At 54.0% G+C, this 20,786-nt stretch carries 16 protein-coding genes; 5 read left to right on the plus strand and 11 right to left on the minus strand.

Annotated elements, in window-relative coordinates; translation table 11 throughout:
* Nucleotides 1-62 precede the first annotated feature (62 nt).
* The 4 genes from BS29_RS05185 to BS29_RS05200 all read left to right on the plus strand — a co-directional run bounded on the left by BS29_RS05185 (nt 63) and on the right by BS29_RS05200 (nt 2,482).
* Nucleotides 63-563 (plus strand): nuclear transport factor 2 family protein, encoded by a 501-nt coding sequence (locus BS29_RS05185; RefSeq protein WP_229956154.1) that lies wholly within the window; start codon nt 63-65, stop codon nt 561-563.
* Nucleotides 564-1,076: 513 nt separating this feature from the next.
* Complete coding sequence (locus BS29_RS05190; protein WP_229956155.1) at nt 1,077-1,754, plus strand: hypothetical protein; 678 nt, start codon at nt 1,077-1,079, stop codon at nt 1,752-1,754.
* 68 nt (nt 1,755-1,822) lie between these two features.
* Nucleotides 1,823-2,218 carry a glycine zipper 2TM domain-containing protein gene (locus BS29_RS05195; protein ID WP_229956156.1) on the plus strand — a complete coding sequence of 132 codons (396 nt, stop codon included), beginning with the start codon at nt 1,823-1,825 and terminating at the stop codon, nt 2,216-2,218.
* A 57-nt stretch (nt 2,219-2,275) separates the two neighbouring features.
* Entirely contained in the window at nt 2,276-2,482 is a 207-nt protein-coding gene (locus tag BS29_RS05200) for a hypothetical protein (protein ID WP_229956157.1), read from the plus strand.
* A 148-nt stretch (nt 2,483-2,630) separates the two neighbouring features.
* On the opposite strand, the gene BS29_RS17465 is transcribed toward BS29_RS05200, so the two are convergent.
* The 3 genes from BS29_RS17465 to BS29_RS05210 all read right to left on the minus strand — a co-directional run bounded on the left by BS29_RS17465 (nt 2,631) and on the right by BS29_RS05210 (nt 4,244).
* Nucleotides 2,631-2,753 carry a hypothetical protein gene (locus BS29_RS17465; RefSeq protein WP_268255413.1) on the minus strand — a complete coding sequence of 41 codons (123 nt, stop codon included), beginning with the start codon at nt 2,751-2,753 and terminating at the stop codon, nt 2,631-2,633.
* 312 nt (nt 2,754-3,065) lie between these two features.
* Nucleotides 3,066-3,440, minus strand: coding sequence for a hypothetical protein (locus BS29_RS05205; protein WP_229956158.1), 375 nt, complete (start codon nt 3,438-3,440; stop codon nt 3,066-3,068).
* 27 nt (nt 3,441-3,467) lie between these two features.
* Nucleotides 3,468-4,244 carry an SDR family NAD(P)-dependent oxidoreductase gene (locus BS29_RS05210; protein ID WP_229956159.1) on the minus strand — a complete coding sequence of 259 codons (777 nt, stop codon included), beginning with the start codon at nt 4,242-4,244 and terminating at the stop codon, nt 3,468-3,470.
* A 261-nt stretch (nt 4,245-4,505) separates the two neighbouring features.
* Between BS29_RS05210 and BS29_RS05215 the strand changes: the two genes are divergently transcribed.
* On the plus strand, nt 4,506-4,934 hold the full coding sequence (locus BS29_RS05215) for a glycine zipper 2TM domain-containing protein (protein ID WP_229956160.1): 429 nt from the start codon (nt 4,506-4,508) through the stop codon (nt 4,932-4,934).
* 145 nt (nt 4,935-5,079) lie between these two features.
* Here the strand turns inward: BS29_RS05215 and BS29_RS05220 are convergent, their stop codons facing one another.
* From BS29_RS05220 to cysS, 8 genes are all read right to left on the minus strand, one after another.
* Nucleotides 5,080-9,240 carry a hypothetical protein gene (locus tag BS29_RS05220; RefSeq protein ID WP_229956161.1) on the minus strand — a complete coding sequence of 1,387 codons (4,161 nt, stop codon included), beginning with the start codon at nt 9,238-9,240 and terminating at the stop codon, nt 5,080-5,082.
* A gap of 1 nt (nt 9,241) precedes the next feature.
* Nucleotides 9,242-11,038, minus strand: coding sequence for a hypothetical protein (locus BS29_RS05225; RefSeq protein ID WP_407673776.1), 1,797 nt, complete (start codon nt 11,036-11,038; stop codon nt 9,242-9,244).
* 317 nt (nt 11,039-11,355) lie between these two features.
* Nucleotides 11,356-13,356, minus strand: a complete 2,001-nt coding sequence (locus BS29_RS05230) for a heme-binding protein (protein ID WP_229956163.1) — start codon at nt 13,354-13,356, stop codon at nt 11,356-11,358.
* On the minus strand, nt 13,356-14,756 hold the full coding sequence (locus tag BS29_RS05235) for a cytochrome c family protein (RefSeq protein WP_229956950.1): 1,401 nt from the start codon (nt 14,754-14,756) through the stop codon (nt 13,356-13,358). The genes BS29_RS05230 and BS29_RS05235 overlap by 1 nt, the downstream gene beginning before the upstream one ends.
* A gap of 259 nt (nt 14,757-15,015) precedes the next feature.
* On the minus strand, nt 15,016-16,452 hold the full coding sequence (locus tag BS29_RS05240) for an aldehyde dehydrogenase family protein (protein WP_229956164.1): 1,437 nt from the start codon (nt 16,450-16,452) through the stop codon (nt 15,016-15,018).
* An 11-nt stretch (nt 16,453-16,463) separates the two neighbouring features.
* Entirely contained in the window at nt 16,464-18,110 is a 1,647-nt protein-coding gene (locus tag BS29_RS05245; protein WP_229956165.1) for an acetolactate synthase large subunit, read from the minus strand.
* Between the two features lie 167 nt (nt 18,111-18,277).
* Nucleotides 18,278-19,240 carry a D-2-hydroxyacid dehydrogenase gene (locus tag BS29_RS05250; RefSeq protein ID WP_229956166.1) on the minus strand — a complete coding sequence of 321 codons (963 nt, stop codon included), beginning with the start codon at nt 19,238-19,240 and terminating at the stop codon, nt 18,278-18,280.
* The gene (gene cysS / locus BS29_RS05255) at nt 19,237-20,751 is read right to left on the minus strand and encodes a cysteine--tRNA ligase (RefSeq protein ID WP_229956167.1); all 1,515 of its coding nucleotides are present in this window, start codon (nt 20,749-20,751) and stop codon (nt 19,237-19,239) included. Before cysS ends, BS29_RS05250 begins: the two co-directional genes overlap by 4 nt.
* Nucleotides 20,752-20,786 lie beyond the last annotated feature (35 nt).

The following is a 20,786-nucleotide window of genomic DNA, read 5'->3' on the forward strand; positions in this document are numbered from 1 at the left end:
CGTTATGCAACAATAATACAGCATGGGTCACAACGGTCCTGCTTTTCTGCAAGGACCATTATATGACACGGACGCAAAAAGTGCTTTCAACTGCCGCTCTAGCCGCTGGTACGCTTTCCGTCGGAGCCAATGCCGAAACCAAGCCAGCGGAGACCGCCGAGTCCGTGGCGGCGGACCTTCAGGCGCTTGATGCACGTTTGTTCAAGGCGGCATTTGAGGATTGCAATATGGCCGTCCTGGAGGAGTTGCTGGCTGATGATCTCGAATTTTATCATGATCGTGATGGCCTGTCCTATACCGGCAGTGACGCTTTCATCGCGGATGTAAAAAAGGACTGTGGCGGCGGAAAGCGTGTGCTGGTCGACGGCAGTTTAACCACGCACATGATCGGAGACTTTGGGGCGATGCAACATGGCCGACATGAATTTCATCAGATCATGCCCGACGGATCGAGCATCGCCCGTGAAAAAGGTGTCTTCATGCATTTGTGGAAACGCAATCCCGATAGTGGCTCTGGTTGGCAAATAACCCGGGTGATCAGTTATGATCATGAAGGCATATAAAAAGAAAAGTACGGATAGATATTTGCGAGCTTGGGAGGGGAAAGCGGAGATCGGCCCGAGAGCCTATCTCCGCTGACCAAGATTGCTTTGATCTCAGGCTTTGACCCAGATCAAGGCTGCCCGTGTCGATTACTGACATTCTAAGTACATATTGAACTTGAAATGCAGGATGAGATCAGATGATACAATGGCCAGTGCTAGTCTTTATCGGAATGATGGGCCTTTTCGGTTTGGGGCTTATATATGCGACGATCGCAGAAGAGTTGAGAGAACGACGGGAAGGAAGAGAGGCGCAATAGGGCGGTTGACCTGATCGTTGGTTTGACGCTCCATATAGTCCGACACCTGGGTACATAACCGATCACGTCAATGACGTTCCTGCAAAAGCACTGCCCACGTGCCATTGCATGTCTTCCGACTGAATCAGCCAAGCTGGTTTTCGTTCACGGCAGGTCCCGGAAATTGACGCCACGGGCCGTTTACTTTTAACAAAACTGTCATGAAACTGTTCAGATGGTTGCGTTGAGACATGAGTTAGCGATTTACGCGGTTGCTGGATTGGGCGTTTTGGCACTCGCCCTTTGGTCATCCGATTTTCGCCATGGTCCCTTTTTTCGGGAAGATGGAATTGTCGAAATGACGGCCGCTTTGTTGTTTTTGACCGCGCTATTCATTGGTTTGCAGCGACGATTATATCAGACGCTGATTGGATTTCTATTTTGCGGACTCGCGCTGCTTGCCTGTTTGAGTGAAATCAGTTTTGGCGCACGGCATTTCGGATTTGCCATGCCGGAAATGCAGGGCGGCGGCGAGTTGGACGGTGCGCAGGATCTGGTGATGCTGGCTTATCGTGCACTCGATAATGCCGATATGCTGTTACCGGCCGCTATAATCGCTGCCGCCTTGATTATAAGTGCCATGGCATTCGCATATCGCACCGGCCATGCAGCGCAGATGATTATATGGTTGCGCGCGGATCATGGTCGGCTGGCTATTTTCATTGCGCTTGGCGTTATTGGGCTCGCAGTGGTCATCGATATAATAGAGATCGCTCGCTTTGCCGAGGAGACGTTAGAATTATTCGCTGCCCTGTTGATGGCGACCGCTGCGTTGCGACTGCAGCGTAAAGAGCCACATCGAATTTTGTCGCAGCCAGGAAACGGGCTGGCGACAATCGTGAGGGATGAATAGACCTGTTGGCATTCGTTCATATTTCTCGCGTTATTCCTGACAATCAGACGTAACCAAGGGAGTTTGATATGAAAAAGACGATGATAAGCCTCACCGCTGCAGCCCTGTTTCTTCCTGCGACACCGGCTTTGGCAGATGCTGGCGGCTATAGCGATTTTGGTGGACCCGTTGCTGGGTTTTACCGGGTCAGCGATGATGATTGGGACGATGATGACGATGATGATCGTTACTACAAACCTCGCCGGATGAAGCGCGGGGACCGCTATTGGCGCGGTCGTGACGGGCGCTATTATTGTAAGCGTAAGGACGGAACAACAGGATTGATCATCGGCGGTGCCGTCGGTGCCCTGATTGGCCGTGAAATCGACGGCGGTCGTGACCGGACGGTGGGAACGCTCCTGGGTGCTGCAGGTGGTGCCCTTCTGGGCCGAGAGATTGACCGCGGAAAATTGCGCTGCCGGTGACGGAGCAGGTTGGGCGCATTTGCCTAACCTATTTAAAAATTGAAAAACCCGGTCCTGATGAACTTCAGGGCCGGGCTTTCTTTCTGGGGGCAGGGGGAAAGGGGGTCAGATAATCAGGGATGCGGCGTTTTGCGTAGCGGGGACAATGCTGGCGCCTACAAACAGAGCGGAAGAGATAAGGGCGGCGATGGCGGCGGTGATTTGGGCAGTGAAATTACGGGGCATGGTGAAATCCTTTGGGTTTGGTGCCGGTCCGCTGATTAGATCATCAGGGACGCGGCATTTTGGGCTGCTGGACCGACGCTGGCGCTGATCATTACGGCTGCAGAGAAGAGAGCGGCGAAGGCGGCGAGAACTTGGTTTTGAACATTGGTGGTCATGATGGTGTTTCCTTGAATTTTCGGTTTGGTGATTAAGCGATGAATGAAGCGGTGCTTTGAACAGCAGGGCCAACGCTGGCGCTGATCAGAACAGCGGCGGAGAACAGAGCGGCAAAAGCGGCAACAACTTGGTTTTGGATATTTACGTTCGACATTTTCAATTCCTTCTCGGTTAAATTTCGTCCTTCGCGGTTGTGTTTGCGAAGATGTCTGTAGCTTTGCATAGGGCGTGCCAGTTTTTGAAAAAGCATAAAAATCAATAGCTTACGTGGATATGACCATGATAATATATTTGGTCTAAACCAATAAATGGGAAAAATTACCAACATATAGCTTTTGTTGTAGCGCGGTCGTGACCTTTTTTCGTAGCTGGGGGCTACGTCTTGCGAGATTGGTCAGAATCAATCGGCGAGAACAGGCAATAGGCGATAGAGTGCCGGGACACGGAGATCAGCCGGAAGTGGCTGTCAGATCGAGCGTTCGATGCTTTCAACAAATGCGTGGGCTTCGGCCAGCCCGATATTTTTGGTCTGCCGGACACGCTTGATGGCTTCGATCTTACGGCCGCGATGTAACGCAGCGCGGACGTCCCGCATCATCAGCTCCTCTTCACTATAGTCGCTTTCATCCCTTACTATAGTCGTGTCGGCTTGCAGAACGTCGAGTTTGGTAGGTGTTTCTGGCTCAATCGTTGGCTCAATCTTTGGCCGGGGCTTTGCACCGGTGAGGTTCTTTGGCGGGGCCAAGAGATCGTCGCGATCATGGCTCGGCCAGAGCCACCAAATGACCAGCAGCACCAGAATTGTTGCGCCGATCCAAAGCTCTGTCGAACCAAATACCATATATTCCTACCTTGTTGCGGGATCAGGCTAATATTGTGCGGTTCCGCCGTCAACGCTCAGCATTGCGCCGGTTATGCCGGCGCCAGCATCTGAGGCAAGCAATAGCGCCATGGCAGCAATCTCTTCGACGGTGTTGGGGCGCTTTAATGCGCTTTCCTGCGCAAACATATCGATCATCTCTTCAAAGGTCATGCCAAGGCCTTTGGCGGTGGTGGGGCCATTTTCAAGGATCAAGTCAGTCAGCACCAGGCCAGGGCAGATAGAATTGACGGTAATACCCATCGTGCCAACTTCCTGTGCCACAGCCTTGGTCATGCCGTTTATTCCATGTTTCGCAATGGTGTAGGGAGCGAATGTCGGTTTGCCCATTTTACCTTCGGTTGAACTGATGTTGATAACCCGGCCCGATTGTTGTGCGATCATCGGTTTGAGTGCGCGGCGCGTTGCCCAGAATGTGGAATAAATATTCCACTTCATGGCCTCATCAAAAGCCTCGTCGGTAAGATCAGCCAGTGGGGCAAGAGCACCAGCGCCGCCGGCATTGTTGACCAATATGTCAACTGTACCGAATTTTTCGACAGTTTGGTCGATAAAGCCCTCGACTAAATCCTGCTGCATAACATCGCCAGCAACAAATATTGCGCGATCGCCGACCCCCAGTTCATCGAGAAGCTTTGCGCCTTTTTCTGGATTGCGCGCCATTAGGGCAACATTAGCGCCTTCAGCCAGGAACGCTTCAGCAATAGCGCGTCCGATGCCTGCCGTACCACCAGTGATAGCCGCTGTTTTTCCTTTGAGTTGCATGACATTCTCCCAAATTTTCTTTGATATAGCGCTATCGACAGGCTTTCCGCGCGGCAATGATTTAAAAGAGTAGGAGGTTAGTCGGAAACGGGATAAATTATTGATAGAAAAGAGAAACTATAGAATTGTTCATAAAAAGTGCTTCAAACATGAACCTTAGATAAAATCAACATTCAGCAAGTGGTCAATCCGAGTCACCTAGAACCAATCTCGTCGGGCACATGAGTCGGATCGTAACAAGGCCCTTTTGGAGTAGAAGCAATGATCAACAAGGTTTTAGGAACACTCGCCATTACAACCGCTGCTATTTCGGCGATGGCATTCGCAACACCTGCTGAAGCGCGTAGTGGTTATTACCAAGGCTATAATGATGGTTACTACCAGCGTGTTGGTGATGACCGCCGCTATTATCGTCGCGGCGACTATTACCGGGATGATCGTTATTATGATCGCCGTGACCGTCGCTATTATCGTGAAAAGCGTCGTTACTATCGCGACAAGCGTCGCTATCGTAATGACCGTCGCCGCTATCGCGGATGTGATCGTGGTACGGGCGGTACCATAATCGGTGCTATTGCTGGCGGCTTGCTCGGTAATGAAGTGGCTGGCCGCGGTAGCAAGACCGAAGGTGCCATTATCGGTGGTGCAGTTGGCGCACTGGCTGGTCGGGCAATTGATCGCAATTGTTAAGGTGAGCCCGTATCGAAATTAAAGATAAGCCCTCTGTATTCGTTTTTGAATACAGAGGGCCCATATTCCTCGCGTCGCGTATCGAGGAAGGGGACCGTGGTCGCAAGCTCCGGTCCCCGTTTCTTTTGTCAGTCTAGCTGATCTGTCATCGGCGCGCCAGCATCGGCGGTACCGGGCCAATCCAGTCCGACAGATCAACCTCGTCTTTCACAAAATATGGCTTGCCCTTGCTGTTGAGATAAAAGCGCTGCATTTCGCTGCGATTAAAGGGCCGGGAGCCCAGGCGGCCGAACACAGCCATCTGACCGCCAGTCTCATCGACAGCGCGGTCTCGATCCAGTCCTTTGGACAAAGCCAAAGCCGGTTTCGGTGTGCGGGCAAAGGCGATAAGTTCCGGCATGGGCGGCGGTGAGAAGCCATAATAATTGGGTTGGCTATCCGGCGACGTCAGCTGAATGACCTTCAGGCCATTGCGGCCATCCGCGACATAGGCAAACAGTGTGGCGTTGGTCGAGCCGACAATGACATCTTCTGCGTCATTCATCTGGCCACCAAATGTTTCCTTGCGATAAATAACCGGTGCTTCCGGGTTCGTAATATTGGCGATCACCAATCCTTGGTCTTTCGCAGCGATATAGGCATATGTACGGGCCAGATAGAGGCGTCGGGCATTGTTCAGAGCTATTGTGCCGGACTCGACCGGAACCGGGTTTTCCATATCCGTTACATCGAACAGTTTCACGCCATCGACATCGGTGACCCAGAGATAGCGGAATTGCAGGGCAGAAGCACGCGCGTCCGTCATTGGTATGGTCACAACATGGCGTGGTTGGAGCGGATCATTCAGATCAATGACGACCAGTCCGCTTGCTGCAGTAATATAGGCATAATGGCCCGCCAGTGTAATATGCTTGGCACCGTTCAAGACGCCGTCCGCATTCCAGGTAACTGCCCGTTTGAAGAAGTTATTGCGGAACTCGCCATCGGCCAGCGTGTTGATGTCGACAAGGATCAAGCCTTCTTCACTGTCGGTAATGACCGCATAGTTATAAATCGGGTGAAAAGCCTGTTCTTCGTTAATCTCACGCAGCTCTGCCGTGTTGCGTTCCGGTGCAATTGGCTGATTGGTGGAAAGTGCCATGCAGGTAGCGTTCTTGGTGTCGACATGTGTGTCATGGCCCAAAGAGGAGAAGGGTGCTTTGACGATCCGTTCGGAAAAGCCCTTGTTGCCGATTGAGGCAACGTCATAGGCGCGGAAGCCCCCTTTGCCTTCTGCGACAAACATATATTCGCCGCGCAGCTGCAGACAGCGGACGGCATCACCAGTACCCTGAACAACATTCGCAAATTCTTCGAGCGCTTTGGTTTCACCCGAAAGGTCACCATCAAAACGGTCGCCGCGGACCCAGTTGATCAGCTCGCGGCCATTGTCCTCGACATGCATCCGCCAATAATCTGGATAGGCATATTTCTGGAGGTAAGAACCGATGACAGCTTGCGGTTCGTCCCATTCGGTTACGCGGACGGCTTCGAAGCCTTTTTCCAGTCCGACCCAGGCATGCAGGCCGACAAAGTTCACGAAATTCGTACCCTGGAGCAATAGCTGCGACATGATGGCATTATTGTCATTGGCTTCGCTTAAGTGACAATCGGAGCACTGCTTTGTTTCGGTTTTGCGGACCGTGTGCGGGAAGTGGGGTGCAAAGGCCTGGCTGGAGAAGCCGATGGCCGAGATTGGTGGCTGCTGCACATAGATGCGTTCGCGGTTGATGTTGGTGGAGGAAAGCACCAGCGCTGAGGTAGACCGCACTGGCGCGATAATGCTGCCCTTGGTGGTCTGGTGGCGGCCGAGCTGGAACATCTGATCGCGGGCAACTTGCGGGTTATATGTCGCATAGTTACGCGTGGTGCCGCCTTCATATTTGTGGCTTTCCGTTTGCCAATTGGCCTCAATCGGCAAGTGGCAACCGCCGCAACTGGTGGTCCAGCTCAAGTGGCAGGTAAAGCATACCATATTCTCGTCTTTATGCGCTCTGTCGGCGGCCGGAACTCCGCTGCCAAAACTGTACTTCCCGGTTTCCGCACCGGTTTTCGACATCAGCTTGGCCCGCGCGGATTTCAGGTTAAAGTCGGGATGTGAACGATCCACGCTGTCTTTGACCAGGCTGACCCGCCAGCTGAGCTTTGGATCGAGAAGAGAGCGCTGTATCAATACCCGGTTGCCATTTGGATCCGTGAACCATTCAAACCGGCGTTGACCGTCAGGATTACGCAGCAGAGCCAGGTTCTTACCCTTTGGCCGGGCCGCCAGATTGGATGTCATCAGCGTTGGATAGGCATCAGCGGTGCCGTGGCAGTCCTTACAACTGATTTCGACGGCATTAGCGACCTCTCCATAGATCAGGCCATTGCCGTGGCTGTCCTGTGCGAAGTGGCAGTCCGCACATTGCATGCCCACCTCGGCGTGGATGCTCATCATATGGACGGATTTACCAGGGTTGATTCCGGGTTCGACGAATTTCTCTTCATCCTCTCGGCGGAATTTCTCTGGATCATCATTCTCGACAATGTCGCCATCTTCATCAAGCAGATTGCCATCCCGGTCTCGTTTCAGAATCGCGCGGAAATTCCAGCCGTGACCATGATAGTCGGCAAATTGCGTGTCTTTGGCCTCACTATTGAGGTCATAAACGTTGCGCAGGAAATCGAGATCACCCCACAGTCCCTTGGGTGAAGCGGCCTCGGGATTGCGGTCCAGCACCTTGCGGACTTCTTCGGCATCTGGATATTTCTGTTGCTTGTAGGTTTTCTGATATTCCTCGTCGCTCATACCCTCTGGGCGCGGCGTAGTATTATTCGGTCCGGGCCACATGAGCGGCGCATCGGATTCATAATCCCACATGGTATAGCCGAGGAAGCTGTTCAGGAAGATATTGGGTTGGTGCATGTGGCAATTCATGCATTGCGCGGTTGGGATGGCGCGGGTGAATGCATGCTGGATCGGATGGCCTTTTTCACGTTTTGCCGGATCTATATCGCCGCTGTGATCATCCGAATGACCATCATCATGCGCATCCCCATGATATCCGGCTTTCTTGCCGGATTTGTCTTTTTTCTCATAGGTGGCATCATACGTGCCGTAACTGCCCACCCGATGCTCGCCCTCTTTCAGATTGCGGATCGTGGGATCTTTGGTCTGGGTCTGTCCATCGCGGCCATATTTGGCCCAGGTCAGACTGTGACGTGGTTCGCGGTCATTGGCATAGACGACATGGCAACTGGCACAACCGGACTGGCGATAGTCACCTGGCTGGTCGTTGGTGCCCATGAACCAGGTAAAGGGGTCGTTGAGCCGTGTTTTATGGATGTTGAGCGCCGGGATAGCGACACGCAGTCCTGTTCCTGGACCGCGGTTGGACTGTTTCAGGTCGGGGCGGCCAGGTTCCTCGAGCCGCTGGATAATACCTCCGATATTGGGCAGACCGATTTCAGGGAATTGCGTGTTGATATTGCGGCCGCCACGTTCAAATACGCGAAATACATCGCCGGGCGGTATCGTATGCCAGGTGGGCAGGGGATAGAGAATGGGCAGGGCACCGCGCTTCTTCTGCTCTTCTGTTACCGTGCCGTGCGGGTTGCCCGGTGACTTGATCGTCGCGGGCAGGCCCTTGCGGGTATAGGCTTCGCCAAAGATGTAATTTTTGAAGGGTACGATGCCGTTATTATAGGCCGCGCCGCCCCACAGCATGGCGCCGGTTGCCATCAAGGATCGTTCGGACGCTTCGATAATTTCCATATGGCAAGCACCGCAAGCCTCGCGCGCAACGCGATAGTCGGACGGGTTGACGAAGCGGACAAATTCCGGGGATTCCTTGTTGAGCAATGTGTAGCTGCGCTTCGGATTGGCGGACGAAGGCCAGTGCCAGCTCTTTGGATATTTGGGGAGGACATGCGCCTTTTTCAGCGCATACATATATTGCGGGCTTTTCTTGCCCCACGCATTGTCGCCATTGACGCTTGCATCACCGCCATGACAGTCGACACAGCCTAAAACCACCGCTGGCGTTTCGTGCATGGTTTTCTGGTCGCTGTCGGTATGACAGGAAATACAGCCGGTGCTTTTGGCATTGGCCGCGTCCCATGTCTGGTTCTGCGGCGCTGGCGGTGTGAATGTATAGTCAATCTTCTGCGGCTTTTCCTTTCCAGCAGCCAACAGCGCTGGCGTGCCTGCGACGCTCAGTCCAGCAACACCAAGTCCAGCTATGACAAAGCGCCTATATCGGGAGAGGAGATTGAGAAACTGCATATCAGAAGGCCAGTATCGCGTTGAAAAGAATGGAATAATGGAAATCACGTTTGTCCGTCTGATCGAATAAATCTTCGAAACCTTTGCCGGGGAGCAGCGCAGCACCGGATAAGCGGAAAACGATGTTCTGATTGGCGTTGGGGCGGTAAATGGCCGCCGCTGAAAGGTCCCAACCGATATCCTTTGGTATTGATCCCTCAACGCGCAGCGCTTCTAGGCTTTCAATTTTGTGGAACCAGAGATGATTGGCATTGGCGGACAGACGGAAATCCGGTGTGAGGTCCGCGTCCACGCCGACGCCTGCCAATATCGTGCCGGGGTTGTTAAAGTTGCTTTGGCCCTGTTCCTTCGATGATCGAAGGGAGTTAAGGATGCCATTTCGGCCATTAATGCTGATTGCGCGCCCGCCGCCCGCAAAGGGAATAGTCTGCCGGATCCAGTAGCTGGTGTCGGCGCCGGCAAAGATCGGGTTCTCAAAAATCGCGTCAAACCCGGCTTCGGTATTATTGTAAGGATTGCCGTCACCGCTGGCGAACAGACCGGATGCCCGAAAGCGCAGGAAGTCGACATCATAGCTGGCCTCTGCTGCTGCAAAATAGGCGGCGATCCTGGCCGGTTCACTAGTAAAGATGCTGTTGCGATCTTCACCGAAAGCACCATAAATCTGACCGGTTACGTTGATCCGACCGATACGGCCATCGACCGCATAGCCGGGATATACAACATCGTAGGCCCGGCCCCGCAAATCACCAATCAGCGCAGGGCGAACCGGAAAGCCGTTATCGTCAATCTCGATATCGTTCTTTTCGCGGTTCATATTATAGGTGACGCTGAACTGGCTGGTCAGCCCGACAAATGGCAAATCCTGACGATAGAGATTGGCGAAGAAAATATAGCTATCGCGTGGTGTCTGAGTGATATCGTTAAGGCCGCTATTGGTGTCTTTTTCCAGCTGCACAAAGGCGCCAAGATTATATTGAACGCGGTTATTGTCGCGCGTGCCGAACAAGCGGAAACCCAACTGGTTATCCTGGAACAGGAAGCCGCGGAAATCAGCTTGCATCGGCTGGATACCTATGCGGAAACTGTCGAAGTCATAACGCGCTGAGGTGTTGCGGATGTGATAGTCGAAAAACGCCTCCTGCACGCCGACAAACCAGTCGGTGCGGTTGGAGGTTTTTGAAGGTTCGACAAACAGCACGCGGCGTTCCGGAACGTTCACATGGTTGATCTGTGTAGCCAGCGTCAGGCGATACTCGACATCAGGTGGCTTATAAGCAGTTGAACCTTTGATCAGCGCCACGCCGGTGATGAAAGTCTGCGCATAGACTTCGGAACCCGATCGGCCGAACACGTCGATGCTATTGTCTCGCTCTGTCGTTTGCACGCCAACCGGGATCGGGAAGCTGCGCGGTTCGATCACTGTGTCGGAAATCGCGTTGACGACAAAGAACCAGTCGTCGCCCTTCAGGAAGGATGGTTTCTTGTCTGCTGGTATCGGCTTGTCGCCCTTTAGCACATTTTGCGCATAGGGGTTGGATGTATTGCTGCAATTATTTTTCAGCGCGCCGAAAACTTTATAGATCGACTGATCACCGCCCTTTTGCGGGCATAGCGTTTGCAATATCCGCCAGCGGTCGGGAACGGGAAACTCGTCGGTAGGGAAAGCTTCTGGTGGTGGAGCGCTGACCGCACCGGGATTATTCTGAGTCACACGGTCCGGCAGTTCCTTGGGAACACCCGGACGGCGGCGGCCATCAATCAGCGCTTCGTCAGCATCAAGGCCGTCAAAATCCATTTCCAGCTGTTCTGGCTGGGCAACCTCGGGTTCCGTTGTCGCCGAGGCTGCAGCGGGTGGTTCGGCTGCTTTGACTACGGCCTCTTCTTCAGGATCGGGCCCGTCGACGCCCAACATGCCTGCGCCTGCGTCTATCTCGGCGAGATCAAAATCCGAATTTTCGACGCGCATCCAGTCAAACTGTTCGCTCGCCAACAAAGCGGTGAGCGATGTCTCCATTTCCTCAATGGATAGCCGCTGTGCCTCCATCTGTTCGGCTTGACCCGACATCACCGTCATAATTGGCAGGAAAGAGGAGGATAGCGCCGACACGTGCTTTACAACCCCTCACAAACATTTTGGTCGTCAGTGTCGAGAAACGGCGCAAACGGGCAATTTACATAGCGCAAACGCACCTGCGCATCGCCAAGATCAACGACGACGTTATCAGCGCGAATGGCCTTGGGCGCATTGCCAATGCCGCCAACGCGCAAGCCAGCATTGTGCAGACCAAGGAAGCTGATCATGTCGTCCTGATCAATACCATCGCCGGATACACCAAGACCCCCGACAAGCTGATCACCTCGATAGATTGGAACGCTGCCGGGGAAAATCTGGATGCCATTTTCAAGCCGATTCTGTCCTGCTGCGGCATCCGGCGTGTTGGTGCAGCGCATCGGTGTGTCGGTTGGCGAAGCACCGGTTACAAAGGCCAGATGCTGGCCGAGATTGGGAAAGATCAAGGCTGCTTGCAGACCGGTTGCCAATGGATTGAAGTCCGCGATCGGACGCGATAGCGGTCCGGGGGGACGCCCCAGTTCGCCGTCGGGAAAGTAAGGTCGAGCGAGATTACCACCGGACCGATCCGCAAAGGCGACCGTGCCTGTTAGCGCATTGGGATCATTCAGGAACGTGCGAACGCGCTGTACAAAGGCAGCAACATCGGTATCGGGATTGCCCAGCAGATCGGATGCCGCAGCGCTGTTGGAAAAAAACGAAGCCGTGCGAGCCTTTTGCAGCGAGACATCGGTACCGAAAATCGGAGCATCGGGCGACCGGACAATCCCAAGTATTTCGCCATGCGTATCGACGATGGAAATGGACACCTGCGCGCGGCTGTCCAGCGGTTGCCGGATTTGCGCGCGCGCGCGGGACATGATGATGAACGCTTCTTCCAATATTGCCCGCGTCTCTGATTCGGTGAGCGGCGCTGCTACACTGGCACCGTCTGTCGCGGCGCGGATCGGGAAGCGGTTGGTGCCTGTGCCATCGGACAGTATAAAGGCATCGCGGTTCTGGAACTCTGCTGCAGTTGATGCCCGGATCCCCGAACCTTCAGTGCCATAGGCTGTACCAGCTATGATCGCGCCAGCTGTGTAGCCGGTTACTGCAATCAGGTTGCCGGACGTGCCGTTAATGGCGGCAAAATTGTTTTGCAGCGGTGAAAGATCGCCGACGACCATATCACTAAAGCGCAAAGACGTGCCGTCCACCGATATTCGGTTGGCAGTGATCGCAGCAGGCGGCGCAAAGCCCTGAATACCGGCCAACGCAATGGCTTCCTCATCGTCGACATCGACATCGAGAATATTGGAATCAAAACCATAATCGCCGTCACCCATGACGCCGATCGCGCCGACGACGACACCGTTTTTATAGAGCGGCAAGCCGCCTGGGTCAGCCGATAATCCCAGCGGGGAACGCTTTGGCCCGATCAGCGCAGCTGCACCGGCGTTGCCAAAGCGCTGGTTGAGATCCGAGCAAGGCAGCTGGCTGAACTGCACCCCAAAAAGCGGACCGCTTTCCAAGCCCGCCGCCGTTGGAGCGGGCGGAAAATGTTCCTGCACGATCTGGCTCGCCGTGCGGGTTGAAAAAGCATTGCCAGAGCTGGAGAGATAGGCGCCGGTTACCGCTTTGGCGATTGCTCCAGCTGCGGCAGGCACATCGACGCCCTGCACATCAATACCGGGACTGTTTATTGTTCCCAATGCCGTTCGAGCGCTAGTTGTTGCGACTGCGCGCGCACCGTTCATTTCAAATACGGCCAGAACATTGCCAACCCGATCTGTCACCGCGATGACAGAAGGGAGATTGCGCGCTGTCGCTTCGCCGACGGCTTGCGCTATGACGGTTTGCACATCGGTAACAGAAAGCGATTCTTGGGCGGGAGGGGCAAAAGCTCCCCCATTGCCATCAACTGGATTGGGCGTTGGTGTCGGTGTTGGCGCAGGAGCGGGCGATGGCGTACCACCAAAGTCATTGCTGCCGCCGCCGCCTCCACAAGAGGTCAGCACCAAGGCAGCCGCCGAAATCGCAGCGGTGAAACGAAACTTCCGCATTATCGCAATGCCCTTATGGTTCTGACCGCACTGCCCAGCGCCCGGCGGAACTGCAGCGGCTTGTAGCTGTTGGGTTCATCGACGGCTTTATAGGCCACATTGATTTGGCCGCGCAGACTGGCGGCGGCAGATTCGCTAACCTGGCCGCTATTTACCAGCCCGTTGAGCAGGGTATCGATCGCCATGACCGCCTGTACGCTCCCCTCATAATCGGTGAAGCGCGGAGAGATCGCTTGTCCGGCAATGGTTTCCATGATCCGGAAGGTTTGATCCCGGCCAAAGCTGGCTCTGGAGAAGCGATCAGCCAGTGTCTGAGCCGTTTGACGCAATCGTGCTGCGGCTTGAACCGCTGGCGCCCGACCTTTACCCATGGCCGCATGAAATGCCTTGGACCGGGCCTCAAATTGTGTAGCCAAATCCGGCGCGGCTACTTTAATGGCGGCGCTCAGCATGATCATATTCTCGTCATTATAAGGCGGCATGCCTTCTGGAATGGGACGACCGGGATTGTTGATTGATGTCGGACGCGCCGATGCGTCATCATAGATGCGGCGGTGGCAGCTATGGCAATCATAGAAATAGAATTCCGGGAAGAGACCTTCCTGAGCCAAGGCGGGTTTGGAAAAGAGATTGAGTGAGCGTTCCAGCGCCATAGATTGACCGACGGCCCAGAAGCGGACGGCGTTGGTCTTCCCTTTGCGCCTGACATAATCCACATCTTCATCGTGATGCTGTTGCAAGGTGGAAAACAGGTCCAGCTCGAATGAGATGCGGGGATGGCCGGCCGCCATGATCCGGTGATCAACAAACTGGCCGTTCTTGGCGCTGCCAAAGTGACAATCGAGGCAATTGCTGGCGCGTGCCTTCGGATTTTCCAGCGGTGTCAGGCCCAGCGAAACATTTTTTGCGTGGTTTGCACCAACGGCATAGTGAGCGGATAGCCAGCCGGATGAAGGACCATGGCAGGCCTCGCAGCCAACGCCGTCACTGAGTTGAAAACGAGGGCCTTTTTTTGCTGCCGGAGTGCTGTGGCAGCCCAGGCATTGTTCCGAAGAGGCGGCATCCTTGATACCGAGGCGCTTGGCCATGGCGATGCTGCGCGGTTCGCGAAGAACGCGAAAGGCCCGGCTATGGGCGCCGCCGGGTGTTGATTCCTCTTGCCAGCGCATCAGTTCGTCCTGACGTACGATTTCGCCGTCAGCTTCCTGCCGGCCATGGCAAGTGGTGCTGCCGCAAGTCGCTACGCCCATATAGGTTCCGCTGGATAAATCCTGCGCTGCTTCGACAGGGGCAGGTGTTGCGACTGAAGATATGAAAAGAGCTACGCCGGCAAGCGCAAAGCAGAATAGGCTAGCGGCCAGCACGGACCAGCTATGTCTCCACGACAGAATTTTCCCCATTTGCATCGTTGCTTTTCCTGGTCCGAAAACCAGGCCCCTCTGTAAGCTCGACGCGACCCTAGTCGTTAACTGTCTTTGTGCATTCTATTATGCTTCATTGAAAGCTCAATGCAACGGTAAAAAACCTCGAATATGATGGTTTTTCTATGACTTGCATCACTGTTTTTGCTTTACCTGCTGTTCAAACGTTGCCGATTTACCACTTTGATGTGGTTTGACTGCACGTTCATGAGAATTGCTTTGTAACGTGATTCGGTTGTCAGACTTTGCGCCGGATGACCAGATTCCGAATTTCAGTCATATCCTCCATCGCGAATCTGATACCTTCTCGGCCTAAGCCGCTATCCTTGACGCCGCCATAAGGCATATTGTCAACGCGATAGGATGACACGTCGTTAATCACGACGCCGCCGACATCAAGCCGATCCCATGCATCCAAGGTTTTGAACAGGTCACGGGTAAAGATACCTGCCTGAAGCCCAAATTTACTATCGTTAACTTCATCCAGTGCCGCGTTGAAATCGCTGAACTTGGAGAGCAGTGCGAGCGGGCCAAAAGCTTCCTCACGATTGGCAGCAGCATTGCGATCCACATTTTCTAGTAATGTGGCTTCCAGCATATTGCCGGTGCGATTACCGCCGCACAGCAGCGTCGCCCCACCCGTAACGGCCTGATCAATCCAGTCATGGAGGCGTTTGGCTTCCCCTTCGGAAATCATCGGACCAATGAAGGTATCGCGGTCTTTAGGATCACCGGCAATCAGGGTTTTGGTTCTGGCGACCAGCATATCCTTGAAAGTGTCGTAGACAGATTCATGAATTATGATCCGTTGGACACCGATACAGCTTTGGCCCGACTGATAGAAAGCGCCGAAAATGATACGCTCCAGCGCATCGTCCAGATCAGCATCATGATCGACAATGACCGCAGCATTGCCGCCCAGTTCCAGGATGACGGGCTTCTTGCCTGCCTTAGCTTTGAGGTCCCAGCCCACACCAGGAGAACCGGTGAAGGACAGCAGCTTCAGGCGTTCATCAACGGTGAACAGGTCTGCACCATCGCGGCTGGCGGGCAATATTGAAAAAGCGCCTTTGGGCAGATCGGTTTCGGCCAAGACTTCGCCCATGATGATGGCACCCAACGGCGTCTTAGATGCCGGTTTCATGACAAAGGGACAACCCACGGCAATGGCTGGGGCGATTTTATGCGCCGCAAGGTTCAGCGGAAAGTTGAACGGTGAAATGAAACTGCACGGTCCGATCGGTACGCGCTTCCACATGCCTTGATAGCCCTTGGCGCGCTCCGAAATGTCAAGCGGCTGGACTTCTCCGTAATTGCGGACCGCTTCCTCGGCAGCTATCCGGAACGTATCGATCAGCCGGCCGACTTCCCCTTCGGCATCCTTGATGGGTTTGCCTGCTTCGACACAAAGCGAATAAGCGAGTTCATCATAACGTTCCTGAAAGCGGGTGACGCAATGCTGCAGTACATTTTGCCGTTCATAGCTCGCCATGCGCGCCATTGGCTCGGCAGCTTCAACCGCCCCGGCAATGGCTTCTTCAATAACATCCGGCGTTGCCAGTGCTGTCCGGAAAGCGACCTCATTGGTAAACTTGTCCGTGACTTCCAGATCGGTATTCGGCTGGGCGGCTACGTTATTGAGATAAAGCGGATAAACGTCTTTGAGTTTTGTCATGATCTATCCTCTTAAATCTTCGCACTGAGTTCCTTGATCTCATTGTTGAGGATACGGTCATTGTCCGAATAGTCCACAGGACAATCGATCAAATGCACGCCTTCGCTGTTCAGGCATTTGTCGATCGTTTCCTGCAGGTTTTTCGCGCTGGTGATACGGTGACCATGAGCGCCATAGCTTTCGGCATATTTGACGAAATCTGGATTGTCGTAGGTCAGGCCCCAATCCTTGAAACCCATATTGGCTTGTTTCCAGCGGATCATGCCATAGCTGCTGTCATTGAGAATCAGCACCGTGATATTCAGCTTCAACCGAACCGCTGTTTCCATCTCCTGACTGTTCATCATGAACCCGCCATCACCGCAGATCGCCATGACCTTTCGGTCGGGATAGACCATCGCGGATGCCATGGCAGACGGCAGGCCAGCGCCCATGGTTGCCAGAGCGTTATCAAGCAACACGGTGTTCGCCTGACGCGCCTTGTAGTTGCGCGCAAACCAGATTTTATAAACGCCATTGTCGAGGCAGATAATACCATCGGCAGGCATTTGTTCGCGGATCACTTTCACCAGATGCGGCGGATAGATGGGGCAACGCATGTCATCGTCCATGGTCGCAGTATGCTCTTCTTCGGCCGCCCGCGCTTTGTACATGGCATCGAAATTCCACGAACCGGATGGAACAATATCTTCCTTCATCTGCCAGATCGCGTTGCCAATATCGCCAATGACCTCAATCTGCGGGAAATAGACCGGATCGACCTCGGCCGTGTTCATCGAAACGTGGATCACTTCGGTGCCGCCGTCTTTCATGAAGAATGGCGGCTTTTCGATCACGTCGTGGCCAACGTTGATGATCAGGTCTGCGGATTCAATCGCGCTATGCACGAAGTCATTTGCTGACAAAGCGGCACAGCCCATAAATTCCTTGTTGGTTTCATCAACAACGCCTTTACCCAATTGTGTGGTGACAAAGGGAATGCCAGTTTTCTCGATAAACTGGGTCAGCATCCGTCCGGTCGTGGTACGGTTGGCACCGCCGCCAATGACCAGGATGGGAGACTTGGCGCTCTCAATTTTCTTGGTCGCTGCGCGTACTGCCTTGGCTTCAGCAATCGGACGGCGCGAGAGGCTGGGCTTGATTGGCACGGAATCGGTCTGCTCGTCCGCCACATCTTCCGGAAACTCGATATGAGACGCACCGGGTTTTTCTTCTTCGGCCAAACGGATGGCTTCACGCACACGGCTGGGAATATTGTCCGCAGAGGCCAGTTGATGTGTGAACTTTGTAATCGGACCCATCATGTCGACGACATCGAGAATCTGGAAGCGGCCCTGCTTGGATTTCTTGATCGGCTTTTGGCCAGTAACCATCAGGATCGGCATGCCGCCAAGCTGCGCATAGGCAGCTGCAGTGACCAGATTGGTTGCCCCGGGGCCAAGCGTTGCCATGCACACTCCGGTTTTGCCCGTGTGCCTTGCGTAAGTCGCTGCCATGAAACCCGCGCCCTGTTCGTGCCGGGTCAGGATCAATTCAATTTTCTTGGAGCGTGAAAGGCTATCAAGCATGTCGAGATTTTCTTCGCCGGGAACGCCGAAAAGATATTCCACGCCTTCATTTTCAAGACATTGGACGAATAAATCAGATGCTTTGGTCATGTGGGTCCTTTCCTGATCGATATGATCAGTAATTGCTCAAGTTTATGGCAACGACCCCGGAACGATTTTTCCCCTCCAGAAAAAGACTCATCCCTACCCCTATGCTGTTGGTTGATAAGTTAAATCTACATCCGTGTCACGTATCAATCGCAAAATTCCTGAAAGCTCTAATAACCACGATCGAGGTCAGCCATGGCGATCATATCGCTGCCTGCTTGATAGCGCTTCAAATTTTCGACAAAGCGTGCGGCGGCGCGCTGGAACATACGGGTTTGGGCGACGCCGGAAACATGCATTGTGATAAAACAATTTTCGGCCGTCCACAAAGGATCGCCTTTCGGTAAAGGTTCGGGATCGGTGACATCCAGCATCGCTCCGCCAATGGTCTTTCCATTCAGCGCCTCTACCAATGCAGGCTGATCAACCAGTGACCCGCGAGCGACATTGATCAACCAGGCTGATGGTTTCATCGCGGCGAATTCATCCGCCCCCAAAAGCTTCTGCGTTTCTGTCGTGGCAGGCGCGGAGACGATCACCCAGTCAAACTCTCCGAGCCGGGCTTGCCAGTCGTTAGTGCCGATCACTTCCGTTCCCAGTCCGGCAGGATCATCACTGGCGGTCCGGCGGACGGCTGTGACATCCATCTCGAACCCCGACAGTTTTTTCGCCACCTGCTGGCCGATACCGCCATAGCCGATGATTAGAGCCTTGCCATCTGCCAGCTCGGTCGTGCCTGGTGCTTGCTCCGGCCATTCCTGCTGCCCTTGAAGTTCCAGCAATTTGTCGGTCCGTTTGGCCGCGGAGAGCATGCCCATGGCCACAAATTCCGCGATGGGGGAGCTGTTCAATCCGGCCCCGTTGGTGACAATCGTGCCTTGCTGTTTAAGCTGGTCGAGAGGAAAATGCTCCACCCCGGCATAGATGCTGTTGAGCCATTTCAAATTGGTTGCCGCAGCAAGTACCTGCGCCATCTTTTCCTTGTCATACATGTCGAACCAACCGATTTCGGCATGGGGCGCGATTGCAAGGGCTTCCTCGGTGCTGGTGAACCAGGTGACATCAAGATCGCCGCAATGCGGTTCGACCAGGGGACGAACGAGAGAGGCCATAGCGGCTATAGGTTTGCTCATATCGAAATGCTCCATTCCCAGCGTAGCGGATCGCCATCCATAAGTTCGACGCCTTGCGCAATCAGTTCATCGCGGATCGCATCGGCTGCGGCGAAATCCTTGTCTGCTTTGGCTTTCTGGCGCAGATCCAGCTTTTGCTCAATCTCTTCCTCGGTGACCGCTGCCGCCTTTGGGCGTAACCGGAGATTGGTGCGGGTCAATGTTTCCAGTTCGAGACCCAATATCTGGTCGATTTCCTGTAGTAGCGTCATACGCTGGACGGGATCGATTTTTTTGAGTGAGAGTAAGTCTTCCAACAGTGGAATGACCGGACAGCTGTTAAGATCGTCGCTCATCGCGGCGTCCAATTGATCACGCATCTCGGCAAGCTTGGGATGCAATACCCGTTCGTCATCCTGAACTTGTTTCAGGATCTCACTGTCGATGCTTCCAGATCCCGAAACAAGTTCGGGATGACGATCTTTAATCCGATCCTTCAGCCGTTCCACGCTCATCAGGATGCGCTTTAGCCGGGTCAATGCAGCTACCAAGTTGTCCCAGCTAAATTCCAATTCGCTGCGATAGTGGGCTTGCAGGCACATCAGGCGATAGGCGAGGGGATGAATGCCCTTGTCGATCAGCAATTGCAGGCGCAGAAATTCGCCCGCTGACTTGGACATTTTGCCAGCCCGGTCGATCAGGAAATTATTGTGCATCCAAAAACGCGCCCCGCTGTGGTCGCAGCCGCTATGGGCCTGGTTCTGGGCAATTTCATTGGGGTGATGAATCTCACGATGATCAATACCGCCGGTATGAATATCAAAGGGCAGGCCAAGCAAGGCTTCTGACATCACCGAGCATTCCAGATGCCAGCCTGGTGCTCCTTTGCCCCACGGGCTGTCCCATTCCATCTGCCGGGTTTCGCCTTCGGGCGTCTTGCGCCAGATCGCGAAATCAGCCGCATTACGTTTGCCCTCTACAGCGTCGATCCGGCCCTCTCCATCTTCGGTTGCTGCGCGAGCGAGGCTGCCATAATCGGCGACAGTTGAGACATCGAAATACAGGCCGCTGTCCAGTTCGTAGCAATGCTTGTCGGCAATGCCCTTGGCATAGTCGATCATCTGGGGAACATAGTCGGTTGCGATCGACCAATGGGCCGGCTGGCGAATGTTCAGCGCTTTGATATCTTCCCAATAAGCTTCGGTATAATGTTTCGCGATATCCCAGATGGACTGCGCACGCTCTGCCGCCGCTTTCTCCAGCTTGTCCTCGCCATCATCCGCATCGTCGGTCAGATGGCCGACATCGGTAATGTTGATGACATGGGTCAGCTTGTAACCTTTCCAGCTTAATGTTCGCCCGAGCAAATCAGCAAAGACATAGGCGCGCATATTGCCAATATGCGGATAGTTATAAACCGTCGGTCCGCATGTATAAACGCGGGCCTCCCCGTCATGAACCGGCTCGAATGGCTCCAGCTTCCGCGTCAGGCTGTTGAATAGTTTCAGTGGATGATCGGTTGTCTCTTGCATGGTTCACCGCCTAATGGTTTGCGGTGCAATAGGTC

It is taken from the genome of Parasphingorhabdus litoris DSM 22379 (genome assembly GCF_020906275.1).
Lineage (GTDB): Bacteria > Pseudomonadota > Alphaproteobacteria > Sphingomonadales > Sphingomonadaceae > Parasphingorhabdus > Parasphingorhabdus litoris.